Origin of the sequence: Rhodococcus sp. 06-1460-1B (genome assembly GCF_002258475.1) — a bacterium.
GTDB lineage: Bacteria > Actinomycetota > Actinomycetes > Mycobacteriales > Mycobacteriaceae > Rhodococcoides > Rhodococcoides fascians.
Map to the genome: position 1 here is coordinate 151,818 of NZ_NOYS01000043.1, position 12,684 is coordinate 164,501.

The following is a 12,684-nucleotide window of genomic DNA, read 5'->3' on the forward strand; positions in this document are numbered from 1 at the left end:
CATAGTTCAGATGAGTTCGGATGGATCGACCGGCACACCGTCCGAGTCGGGCGGCCGAGTGGGTGGGCGGTCGAGCCGCCCCAGGCCTACCCGTGTACGACCCACCCGACAGCGTCCGGCTCGCACGGTTGCGCTGCCGACTCTGCTGGCCGCGGCGGTGGAAAAGAACCCGGATGGTACCGCGGTGGAATTCGGCACCCGGTCGGTCACCTATCGGGAAATCGACTCCCGGTCGTCCAGGCTCGCGCGGCTGCTCATCGAACGCGGGGTCGGCCCCGAGGATTTCGTGGCTCTGGCACTGACCCGTTCGATCGAATCGGTCACGGCCGTGTGGGCCGTGGCGAAAACCGGTGCTGCGTTCGTGCCCATCGACCCGAATTACCCGGCTGCCCGCATCACGCACATGGTGAACGACTCCGGCGTTCGCATGGGTCTCACTGCAACACAATTCGAGGAATCGATGCCGACGTCGGTGTCGTGGATCAGCCTCGACTCGTCCGACACCGAAGACGCGCTCGAGGGGTTGTCCAACGAACCCGTCGTGGCAGACGACCGACGGTCACCGATTCGCCCGTCCACACTCGCGTACGTCATCTATACCTCCGGCTCGACCGGTCTGCCGAAAGGCGTGGCCGTCTCCCACTCCGGACTGGCTCCGCTCAGCTCCACTCAGGTCGAGACTTTCGGGCTGGACTCCGATTCGCGCACACTGCATTTCGCATCACCCAGCTTCGACGCGTCGGTGCTGGAGCTACTGATGGCCGTGGGCGCAGGCTCGACGATGGTCATCGTCCCGCCCGGCGTCTACGGTGGTTCCGATCTGGGCGACATGCTCCGTAGCCACCGCGTCAGCCATGCGTTCATCACCCCGGCAGCGCTGGCGTCACTCGATCCGGCAGAGGTTCCCGACATGCGAGTGCTCGCGATCGGCGGCGAAGCCTTCACCTCGGAGCTGATGTCGAAGTGGGCACCGGGCAGACGTTTTCACAATGTCTACGGCCCCACCGAAGCATCGATGGTGTGCAACATCTCGCCGCCGCTGAACGCCGGCGAAGCCGTGCTGCTCGGGCCGTCCACGAAGGACATGGGCTACCACGTTCTCGACGACCGGTTGCGGCAGGTACCCGCCGGGGTGCCGGGGGAGCTGTATCTGACCGGTGCCGGCCTCGCGCGGGGATATCATCGACGATTCTCGCTGACCGCGGCGCGATTCGTTGCCAATCCTTATGCAGCCGAGGGTAACTCGGATCAGACTCGACTGTACCGCACCGGCGACCTGGTGCGCTGGCGGGAAGTGGCGTCCGGACGCACTCTCGAATACTTGGGCCGCAACGACTTTCAGGTCCAGATCCGAGGCTTCAGGATCGAACTCGGAGAAATCGATGCCGTTCTCACGGCGCAGGACGGAGTCGATTTCGCAGTGACCCTCGGCCACCGCAGCCCCACCGGCGCAACCGTTCTCGCAGCCTACGTACTGCCGTCGGCAGGGGTGGACGTCGACCTGGACCGTGTGCTCGACGAGGCCGGCCGCAGTCTGCCTGCACACATGGTGCCCTCGGTGATCACGCGGATCGATTCGATCCCGCTGACTCCCACCGGCAAGCTGGACCGAGACGCACTGCCGGAACCGGTGTTCGAGGCCGCGGAGTTCCGGGCCCCCTCGACCCCCACCGAACACGTCGTGGCCGATATCTTCGTCGAGCTGCTCGGGACCGAACGGGTCGGCCTGGACGACGACTTCTTCGCGCTCGGCGGCAACTCCCTGATCGCCACACAGCTCGCCGCTCGATTGGGTTCGGCTCTGGGCGTCCATGTTCCGGCGCGCTCGGTGTTCGAGTCCTCCACCGTGGAGGCCCTGGCGCAGGCCGCCGATTCGGCCGATGGTCCGGTTCGCGCCGCGCTCGACACGTCGAGGCAGCGGCCCGAGCGTATTCCGCTGTCGTCCGCACAGCAGCGAATGTGGTTCCTCAACCGCCTCGACACCGATTCCGCTCTGAACAACGTGCCGGTCGCTCTGCTGCTGCGTGGAGAACTGGATGTCGACGCGCTGCAGGCCGCCGTAGGAGACGTCGTCGGGCGACACGAAACGTTGCGCACCGTGTACCCGGAGATCGACGGTGTCGGCTACCAACACGTGCAGGACGAGGCCGAGGCGCACGTCGGGATGGACGTGGTCCGCATCGCTCGCGACGACGCGCTTGCTGCGGTCACACAGTTCTTCACCCGGGGATTCGACGTCACCGTCGAGATCCCGTTTCGTGTCCGGCTGTTCCACATCACGGACCCCGCCGGTGCAGCACCGGAGTATGTGCTGGCCTTCGTTGCCCACCACATCTCGGCGGACGGGCTCTCGATGGCTCCGCTGTCCCGAGACGTCATGACGGCGTACCTCGCGCGGCGCGGCGGATCGGCACCGCAGTGGCCACCGGTGCCGGTCCAGTACGTCGATTACACACTCTGGCAACTCGACATGCTCGGCTCCGAATCGGATCCGAAGTCGTTGGCCCGCAAGCAGATCGACTATTGGCTCCGCACGCTCGACGGCCTCCCCGAGCAGTTGGATCTACCCTCCGACCGGCCGCGCCCGCGGGTCGCATCGGGACAGGGGGCGGTGACGGCGTTCGAGATCGACGCTGACCTGCACGCCCGCGTGCTCGAGTGTGCACGCGAGCACGACGCCACCGCGTTCATGGTGGTGCACGCAGCGCTGGCGGTGCTGCTGGCCACGTTGTCCGGGACGGCTGACATCGCCGTTGGAGCACCCGTGGGTGGGCGCGGCGACGCACGGTTGGACGACCTGGTGGGCATGTTCGTAAACACGGTGGTCCTGCGAACACAGATTGCCCAGGATGCCCCGTTCGGCTCTGTACTCGATGCCGTACGTACCTCCGACCTGGAGGCTTTCGACAATGTGGACGTGCCCTTCGAGCGTCTTGTCGAGGTACTCGATCCGGTGCGTTCACAAGGACGGCACCCGCTGGTCCAGGTGGCGTTGTTCTTCCAGAACTTCTCCCAGGGGTCGTTCGAGCTCCCCGATCTCGGCGTCGAGGCATTCGGTTCAGGGGCGGCGTCGGCGAAGTTCGATCTTCAGGTGACGCTCACCGAACTCGGGGACGGCGCAGGTCTGGCCGGCGAGCTGATGTACGCGACGGATCTGTTCGACGAGTCGACGGCGGCGTCGTTCGGGCGACGGTTGGTGGCTGTACTCGAGGCGGTGACCGCTCGTCCGGATGTCGTGGTCGGTGATATCGACGTTCTCGATTCGGCCGAGCGTGAACGAATCATGGTGCGCGGCAACGGCGACGAAGTGGCCATCGAATCCGCCGAGGTGTTGTTGGACGGCTTCGATCGCGTGGTGGCCGACACGCCCGACGCGGTTGCGGTGGTGTTCGGTGAACGGTCGCTGACGTATCGGGAGTTCTCGGCTCGGGTGGACGCGACCGCGCAGCTGTTGCAGGAGCACGGTGCCGGGCCAGGGGTTCTGGTGGGGCTCGCGATGCGGCGGTCCGTCGAGTTGGTCGTCGGCATGTATGCGGTGCTGCGGTCGGGCGCGGCGTACGTTCCGGTGGACCCGGATCAGCCGACCGAACGTAACGACTACATTCTCGACACGGCCTCTCCGGCGGTCGTGTTGTCCACTGCACGAGACGAATTCGTCACTGCCACCACAGTTCCGGTGGTCGACATCACCGACCCGCCGGAGCCGTCAGAGTCGGTGGTGTTTCCGCGTGCCTCCGGGGACGACCTGGCGTACGTGTTGTTCACTTCCGGGTCGACCGGTCGTCCGAAGGGCGTGGCGATCGAACACCGGGCCATCGTCAACCAGATGGCCTGGATGGCGCAGGAATACGGACTCGATGCGTCGGATGTGTACCTGCAGAAGACGGCGACGACGTTCGATGTCTCGCTGTGGGGTTTCTTCCTGCCGCTGCGAACCGGCGGTCGGTTGATCGTTGCTGCCCCGGGCGCGCAGCGTGACGTCGAGGCGGTCGCCGCCGATATCGCGCGGCATGGAGTGACCGTGACGGACTTCGTGCCGTCGATGCTGACGGTGTTCGTCGAAGCAGTGTCGGCGCAGTCGATCGCGTCGCTGCGACATGTTTTCGTCATCGGTGAGGCGCTGCCCGCGGGTACCGTCGATGCCTGGCGGGCCGTGTCGGATGCGCGGGTGCACAACCTTTACGGGCCTACCGAGGCGGCGGTCAGCGTCACTTATCGCGATGTCTCCGAGGACGGGGCGGGGTCCGGATCGGTGTCCATCGGTGTGCCCGAGTGGAACACCTCGGTGCACGTGCTGGATTCGCGTCTGCATCCGGTACCGGCGGGCGTTCCGGGGGAGTTGTACTTGGCGGGTGTGCAGTTGGCGCGGGGTTACGTTGCGCGGCCGGACCTGTCGGCGGAGCGGTTCGTGGCGAACCCGTTCGACGGCGTGGGGACGCGGATGTACCGGACCGGTGATCTGGTGCGGTGGTCGATGGATGCCGATCGGCTCGAGTACATCGGTCGCACCGATTTTCAGGTCAAGTTCCGTGGGCAGCGAATCGAGTTGGGAGAGATCGAGACTGCGCTGACGGCGCGGTCGTCGGTGAGTCAGGCTGTCGTCGTGGTGTCGCACTCGGCGGTCGGTGAGTCGTTGGTGGCGTACCTGGTTCCTACACCCGGTACCGACATCGATGTCGAGCTCGTTCGGGCGGAGGCAATTTCTGCGCTGCCGTCCTACATGGTTCCGTCGGCCTTCGTGGTGCTCGACGCTCTACCGCTCAACGCTGCGGGAAAGCTGGATCGTCGTGCGCTGCCGAGTCCGGAGTTCGAGACCCGCGAGTTCAGGGCGCCGCAGACACCGGTGGAGGAAGCTGTTGCCGGTGTGTTCGCGGACGTTCTGGGAGTCGAACGCGTGGGACTCGACGACGACTTCTTCTCGCTCGGCGGCAACTCTCTGCTGGCCGTCAAGTTGGTCTCCGCGCTGAAGGGGGCCCTCGGTGGTCGGCCTGTTCCTCTGAACTGGTTGTTCGTGGACGCGTCCGTTGCCTCCCTTGCGGCACGGATCACTGCTGCCACGGCATCGGGAGTCGACGGAGCGGAAGCAAGCGGGCTCGAGGTCCTGATACCTCTACGGGTAGGTGGTTCTTCGGCCCCGCTGTTCTGTATCCACCCCATCGTGGGCCTCTCCTGGGCCTTCGGTGCCCTGGCGTCACACATCGGCGACGACCGTCCGATCTACGGATTGCAGTCGCCCGCGCTGTCCGGTGCAGAACCTGTGCCGCAGTCGATAGAACAGTGGGCTGCGGTATTCGTGGACAAGATTCGCGCCGTGCAACCGTCGGGCCCGTATCACTTGCTGGGGTGGTCCATGGGCGGACTGATCGCGCATGCGATGGCCGTGCAACTGCAACGTGAGGGCCACGAGGTCTCGACGTTGGCCATGATGGACTCGTTCGTTGCGGGTGGGTCGGACCACCTCGTCGACAGGCCGGTATCGGCGGACGAGATTCTCGGCGGGCTGGGTGTCGGTGCGGACAATTACCTCGAGATCGGTGAACTCACGGTCGACTCCGTGGCCGAACTGTTGAAGTCGATGCCGGCACCTTTCGACTCGATTTCCCGCGAACGGGTCGCCGGGATACTCGACGGGATCGCACAATCGGCAGAGCTCATCGAAACCTATGTGCCACAGACCTTCACAGGACGGGCGCTGCTGTTCGCATCGGTCACCGACGATCCCACGGGCAACGTGGCGGCGGCGACATGGCGCGGTGCGCTGAGCGAGGGCATGACGGTCGTCCCGGTCCATTCGACCCACTGGCAGATGGCGTCGTCGCCGGCATCGACCGAGATCGGGCCCGTGCTGGACGCGGAATTGCACCGGTAGTCCGTTCGGCAACGACGAAGGCCTCACGACACCGTGTCGTGAGGCCTTCGTCGTTGCGTGTGGAGAATGTTCAGCAGGGTGCGGGCGTGGTGGTTGCGTAATCGGGATCGAGTGCGGTCTTCACCATGTACAGGGGAGCGGGATCGGCGACGAGACCGACGTGGGACGTCGTCGCCGTGGGGCACACGTCCTGAACCCAGACGTTGTGCACCATCGCAGGGTCGCCGGACTTGAGGAAGGTGTTCGCGGGCGGTGTCGAGACGGTGTCGTTGCGCGTGGCGATGACGGTGTACTCGACCCCTGGTTCGACGTCTCCGCCTTCGTTCAAGCTCGTCAGCGTCGTCGAACCGACGAGTTGCTGGGCACCCGCCATGTTGTATGTCAGGGGGGTGAGTGCGTCGCCGGGCAGGCCGAGAGAGGTGAGCAGTTCGGAGAGCTGCTGCAAACCACCGAAGGTCGTGCCGTGGTTGGTGGCACCCAGTGTGACCAGTGTGTGCACCTTGTTGCGGGCGGGGTCCTGCGCATCGGTGCCGCCATCGAACTTCATGTACTGCCGAGTGGCGGTGCCACCCTGCGAATGGCCGACCATGTCGACTTGCTCGGCACCGGTCGCCGCGAGTACTTCGTCGACGAAACGGCCGATCTGACGGCCCGACTCCGCGATGTCGCCGGAGCCCCAGATGGTCGTGCCCGGGTCGAGCAGCAGCGATACTCCGCCGTAGTTGGGTGCGAAGACGCAGTAACCCTCGCTCTTCAGCTGCGGTGCCAGGATCTTCCACGTGGACGCATCCATCTTGGTTCCGTGGACGAGCACGACCGGACGGGGATGGGCCGCGCTGGGAACACAGCCGAAGTCGTTGGCACCCTCGAGCGTAGGCGTGGCGGAAACCGAGGTGCCGGTGGGCGAGGGCGCAGCGACCGCTGTGCCCGTCCCGGTGAAGGACAGGGCACCGGCCACCGCGACAGCAATCGCCGTGGGCAATACTCTCGTGAAATTCTTCGGCATGGCCTCTATCTCGTCCGGGGCGTGGGAATCCGCCGCTGTCACCTGCATCTGCGTCACCGACCGTAACAGCCGGACACACAGGCGTAACAGGCGTCCAGGTCAAGGGTGCCGGTCGGGCAGGCCGGTCGGCGAGCCCGTGTGGTGGACATCACCAACCGATGGCTCCGTATCTGATTCCTGCGCGAAGCTCGCCGACCCGGATGACGAACGCACGCAGCCAATGGCCGCGTGACATCCCGGTCAGCGACGTCGGCAGCAGGGGATTGCGCAGCAGCAGCGCCATCCACCAGGACGCGACTCGGCGCACTTTCAGTGCCGGGCACCCTTGGGGCCGGTAGATTCCGCGAAGCTTGGCGAAGCCGAACCCGAGGCGGAAAGACTGGCGCAGGAGAGGGCGTAGCTCGTCACGCAGTCGATACGCCACTACTGCCTCGGTACTGAACCCCAAGGTGTAACCCGCCAGTTGCGCCCGCCAACTGAACTCGACATCCTGGCTTGCTCGGTAGCGGTTGTCCATGCCGCCGAGATCGCTGTAGACCGATGCCCAGCAGGCCATACTCGCGCCGATCGCGAACGGCAGGAAGTCGGTGCGGCCCTGGTTCTCCGGCGCTGTCGTGGGCGTCCACGACAGCGCCCGGACGCTGTTCAGCGTGTCGGTTTCGACCGCAGTACCGACAACATCGAACGACGACGCCTCCTGTACGAGCGTGGTGAGCCACGACGAGTGCACGACATCGTCCGAGTCGCAGAACGCCAACAGATCGCCGGACGCCTCTCGGGCACCGCAGTTGCGTGCGTAACCCGCTCCGGTCTCGCGGGAAGCATCGACCGACCTGAGCCGCAGCCGCTCTCGCAAAGGATGAGTGAGTACGTATTCGCCGAGGTCCCCGCCTCGCGTGTTGTCCGCAACGAGCACCTCGAACGGAAACCCGACATCCTGATCGGCCAGAGCCTGCAACTGTGCGTCCAAGTGCGGATCGAGGCCACCGACAGGAATGATCACCGATACCGACGGATGCTCAGGTCGTGCCCGGTCGACCACAACGAATCCCCCAACGTAGAAATGTCGGCCCGGGCGACGCGATCAGCCCGACGCAGATGCCTTCTTGTACCCCCGAATCGCAGGGTAGAGGAAGATCACGACCATTCCCAGAGACCACGCGAGAGTTTGGAGAATCGGAGTCATGACGGGCCCTCCGAGTGCCAGCGCGCGCATCGCGGAGACCGCAACCGACATCGGCTGCGCTGCAACCACCGGCTGCAGCCAGAGCGGATACGCGAGGACGGGGACGAACCCCGCATTGAAGAACATCAACAACGTGCAGAAGATCGACACCACTTCGACCAGTGGTGCGTCGCCGGCCACCGTGGCGAGGAACGTGACCATGACTGCGAACCCGATACCGAACACGACAGGAATCAGCAGCAACAAGATGCCGGCCTGAATTCCCTGGGTGAACCTGAACCCCAGCGCTACACCGGCACAGATGATGACCACGGTGGTCACGAGCACCCGAACTGCTTCGGCGATCATCCTGCCCAGTAGGCCGGCCGCACGGTGAGTGGGCGTTGTCCAGAACCGAGCCAACAGACCCGACTTTCGTTCGCCCTTGAGGCCGACAGCGCTGACGATGGAACCGAACATGGCTCCGACCAGAGCGATCATCGGCACCTGGCCGTAGATCGCCGGCGATCCGGTGGCCGCGGAGATCGAGTTCCCGAGCACGACACGGAACATGACCAGCATCAACGCGGGGTACAGCAACGCCTGAATCATCGTCGACGGATCGCGCATCCACCGCATCAAAAGTCGTTTGGCCTGGATCAGGCTGTGTGTCCCGAGCGCACGAATCGACCCTTCTCGCAGGGCCATGTTGGGTTCGGGAAAGGACAGGTTGGATACGCGTGCAGCGTTCACCGACGCTTCTGTCATCGTCATCTCGGACTCGTCATTCTGGTCTCGAGCTCGCCCAGATGGCGAGCGGGACGAAGAACAGGAGCAGGCCGGCCACCCAGGCGAGGGATGGCCACAACACCTGGAAGCTGACTCCGCCCTCGGCCATGTCGCGCATAGCGAACGAGAACTGCGAAATCGGTTGATTGCGAACGAACGGTCGGATGAGTTCCGGGAAGCCGCTTTCGGGAACGAATCCGCACGAGGCCATGCCGAGGATGAGCTGGGGCAGGGTCAACACCTGGCTGGTCGCTTCGGGGCTCTTCGACAGCGTTCCGATTGCGTCGGCACCGATCGACAACGTGGTGCTGATCAGCATGGCGAGCGCGCAGAACAACAGGGCCTGACCGAATCCTGCAGAGAAGCGAAAGCCGATGACGTAGCCGAAACCGAGTGCGGATACGAGCGATACCAGTGAACGGACGACACCGCTCGAGATTCGCGACACCAGCGGGACGCCGCGTACGACGGGCATCGTCTTCAACCGAGAGTTGAGTCCACTCATCGCCTCCGTCGATGCCCTCTGCGCGGCGGAGATGGCGGTGAACGCCATTGCCTGCAGCACGATGATCGGCATCAGAAACTGTGCGTAGTCGATGCCCTGCAGGCCCATCACGAACTTGAGCGGAAGGTAGAAGCCGATAGTGAAGATCAGCGGAGCGATCACCGCGATCAGCAGCTCACCCTGGGTGAGCATCGTCCACAGTGCACGCCCGGTCAGTGCCTGCCACTGCACGAAGCCGGACGGCCGCGTTCGTGACCGGCGTTTGGGCTGCTGCGTCGTCGACCCGGTGTTTGTCCGAGGAGCGGTGACCGCACGCGTATTCGAGACGCCTCGCGTCGTGGCCGTCACGGCGTGGGGCTCGCTTGCGAATGGCCGGTGAGGGTGAGGAAGACGTCGTCGAGCGAGGGGCGGCGCAACGCGATGTCGGCCAGCGCGATGCCACGGGCGTCGATACGGCGGAGGATCTCGGACAAGGTTGCGGCACCGTCGGGGGCAGGCACGGACAGGCGGTCGGATGCGGCAGTGATCTCGGCGTGCACCGCCGGAGGCACCATCTCACCCAGCGCCTCGGCCGCTGCTCGTAGCTGACCTGGATCGAGAGGCACCACTTCGCAGTAGCTACCGCCGGTCATGGCCTTGAGCTGATCGGACGTACCTTCGGCGATGACCGTGCCCTTGTCGATGACGATGATGTTGTCGCTCAGTACGTCTGCCTCTTCGAGATATTGCGTTGTCAGCAACACGGTGATGCCCTGGGCCTTCAGTGCCTCGACCAACGACCACACACCCTGTCGGCTCCGAGGGTCGAGTCCGGTGGTCGGCTCGTCCAGGAACACGACTTCGGGACGCACGACCAGGCCACATGCGATGTCGATACGACGGCGCATGCCGCCGGAGTAGCCGCGGACCGGACGCTTGCCGGTATCGGACAGGTCGAATTCGTCGAGCAGGGCCTTGGCGCGAGCCTTGGCAGCCTTCTTGTCCAGACCCATGAGGCGGCCGAACAATTCGATGTTCTCGCGCCCCGAAAGAGTGTCGTCGAGGGCGGCGTACTGACCCGTCATCATGATCGACCGCCGCACCGCGGGAGCGTCGGCAGCAACATCGTGGCCGGCGACGAAGGCTCGGCCGCTGTCGGGCGCGATCAGCGTCGACAGCACTTTCACAGTCGTGGTCTTGCCCGCACCGTTGGGGCCGAGGATGCCGAGTACGGTTCCCCGCTCGGCCGAGAAGCTGATGCCGCGCAGCGCATGCACATCGCCGAAGGACTTGTGTACGTCCTCCACGTGTACGGCTGCGTGCTGAGCTGACGACATCGGATCTCCGAGCTGTGGGGTGAATGGGGCCGGGGCAGTGCCGGGGCCCGTGGAGGGGAGGGCCACTACTTGATAGGGGAACTGCCGGGAAATGTTACCTGTGGATTGCAGTCGCAGATGTTCTGCCGTCAGCCCCAATCGATATCGATACTGTCCTCGACGTCCAGCTTTCGGCACAGAGATCGCAGTCCGCTGTAGTCCTGAACCAGCGCTCGACGGCTCCTGTCGGCCTCGACGTCGGCGATCATGGCCTCGGCTCCGCGGACACCTTCGAGTTCGAGAATGCGCGCCCACGTCGAGAAGTCGCTGCTCGAGAACGCATCCATGCCGTCGACGAGGCCGTCGAGAAACTTCTGTCGATCGTTGGATCCGAGCCTGTCGAAGACGATCGCCGCCATGTCGTCGGCAATCGATGCGTGGCAGTACTCGTCGCGATTGTGGAGCTTGACCGTCGCCCGATTGATCGGCTGAATGACGTCGTCGTCCTCGATCAGATCGAGGTAGGACGTGATGGAGATCTCTGCGACCGTCATGAAGGCGAGCGAGCTGATCGCCGCAGACCACGGGTCGTCGCTGGTCGCCTGAGCGCTCCGCTGGCGACGGACGGTGGAACTGAACGGCAGGGATCGTTCGGACAACGCCCAACCGCGACCGCGACGGGTCGCCGCGCTGGCGTTGAGGTGCATCAGCGTGTGGTACTGCTCGTCCACCATGGCCTGAGTCACCGCGACCGCAAGGGTGTCGCCCATCCCGGTCTCGAACACATCCTGGGCGAGCAGCGAAAATCCCGGGTGAACGACGTGCTGCTCGACATCCATCACGTTCTTGTTGAACGCGATCCAGCCCCAGGCCCGTAGCCGATCCTGCTGTTCCGGTTCGGCACCGAGGAACGTGTCGTGTTCTCCGAACGGGATCAAGGCGTCGGGGAAATCTCGCTTGGTCGTGTCGAACAAATCGTCCAACTGGGGTTCGGGCTTCTTGACGGTGGCACGCTGCGACCAGTTCTTCGCCAACCGCGCTACGACCGCGCTCTCGACGACATCGTGGGGGTCGTGCTCCGGCAAGGTCGGCTGTTCCAACATCGTGTGCCCCGCCTCCGCGTCCGGACCGGCGATCACGAATTGTCGCCGGAACCTCGAACGATACCGAACAACTCGGCACAGACGGATCGATAGCGATCGGCGGAGCTGCCGAGGGCGCTGCCTGCTCGGTTCATCAGTTCGGCGAACTCGGACTCCGAGCCGGATTCGACGGTCTCGCCGAGCAGTTGCGTCGCGCGGCGCAGCGCCGCCCTCGCGTCGGCGGCGTGTGGGTTACCTGCCTGAACGTCCCAGTACACCTCGGGCTCCCCACCGGTGATGCGTGCGAGGACGGCGAGCATCGTCGTGTGTGGGGGAGGAGCGACGGCGTCGATGTCGGCGAACGGCAGATCGAGCTCGGCCAGGGCGAGCCCGAACGCGAGAACACTGGCGTGGGTGAGCGCTTGGGTCGCCGCAGCGAGTCGGTCGTGACGCTCGGCGTCGAGGAGAACGGTCCGGCCACCCCAGTGCTGCAGTCTGTCGACGAACGCGTCGGCCGAGGTGCCGGGTCGGTGCACGACGACGGCAACGGGGCGTCCGTTCATGCCCAGGGACGGTGCGAACATCGGGTTGATGCCAAGCGTCGGGCCGAGGTGTCCGCCGCGGCCGGCGTACTGCGAGTAGCCGGACTTGACCGACAACGTCTCCACCAGCAGTGCGTCGGGGCGTACCGCGCTCAGATCGGCCGACAGTGCCACGGACTCGGGCACAGCGAGCACGATCGTCGACGCAGTCGACAATGCAGCTGTGACGCGGTGGTCGGGTGCGGTGATGTCGCCGACGAGCGTCGCGGTCGCGGCGTCGACCGATGTCGAAGCGGCTCGAGCGTCGACGACGGTCACCTGCACGCCGTCGCCGCGCAGGAGATCGACCAGTAGCCGGCCGACGGCACCGGAGCCCCCGACCACCACTACCGAGTTCTGCTGCTCCGACCGCGTCACCGTGTCCATCGGTC

At 65.1% G+C, this 12,684-nt stretch carries 8 protein-coding genes; 1 reads left to right on the forward strand and 7 read right to left on the reverse strand.

Going from position 1 to position 12,684, the window contains the following annotated elements:
• Nucleotides 1-10: 10 nt before the first annotated feature.
• Nucleotides 11-5,869, forward strand: coding sequence for an amino acid adenylation domain-containing protein (locus tag CH268_RS25835; RefSeq protein WP_094666268.1), 5,859 nt, complete (start codon nucleotides 11-13; stop codon nucleotides 5,867-5,869).
• 70 nt (nucleotides 5,870-5,939) lie between these two features.
• On the opposite strand, the gene CH268_RS25840 is transcribed toward CH268_RS25835, so the two are convergent.
• The 7 genes from CH268_RS25840 to CH268_RS25870 form a co-directional block, all read right to left on the reverse strand.
• Nucleotides 5,940-6,875, reverse strand: a complete 936-nt coding sequence (locus CH268_RS25840) for an esterase/lipase family protein (RefSeq protein WP_094666353.1) — start codon at nucleotides 6,873-6,875, stop codon at nucleotides 5,940-5,942.
• Between the two features lie 148 nt (nucleotides 6,876-7,023).
• Nucleotides 7,024-7,878 (reverse strand): glycosyltransferase, encoded by an 855-nt coding sequence (locus tag CH268_RS25845; RefSeq protein WP_176458062.1) that lies wholly within the window; start codon nucleotides 7,876-7,878, stop codon nucleotides 7,024-7,026.
• Nucleotides 7,879-7,959: 81 nt separating this feature from the next.
• Nucleotides 7,960-8,814: an ABC transporter permease gene (locus CH268_RS25850; protein WP_094666269.1), complete on the reverse strand. Its 855-nt coding sequence runs from the start codon at nucleotides 8,812-8,814 to the stop codon at nucleotides 7,960-7,962.
• Nucleotides 8,815-8,824: 10 nt separating this feature from the next.
• Entirely contained in the window at nucleotides 8,825-9,682 is an 858-nt protein-coding gene (locus tag CH268_RS25855) for an ABC transporter permease (protein ID WP_094666270.1), read from the reverse strand.
• Nucleotides 9,679-10,650, reverse strand: a complete 972-nt coding sequence (locus CH268_RS25860; RefSeq protein ID WP_094666271.1) for an ATP-binding cassette domain-containing protein — start codon at nucleotides 10,648-10,650, stop codon at nucleotides 9,679-9,681. The genes CH268_RS25855 and CH268_RS25860 overlap by 4 nt, the downstream gene beginning before the upstream one ends.
• A gap of 128 nt (nucleotides 10,651-10,778) precedes the next feature.
• A complete protein-coding gene (locus CH268_RS25865) occupies nucleotides 10,779-11,732 on the reverse strand; it encodes an AurF N-oxygenase family protein (RefSeq protein ID WP_094666354.1) in 954 nt (317 codons plus the stop codon).
• A 32-nt stretch (nucleotides 11,733-11,764) separates the two neighbouring features.
• A complete protein-coding gene (locus tag CH268_RS25870) occupies nucleotides 11,765-12,679 on the reverse strand; it encodes a prephenate dehydrogenase dimerization domain-containing protein (protein WP_094666272.1) in 915 nt (304 codons plus the stop codon).
• Nucleotides 12,680-12,684 lie beyond the last annotated feature (5 nt).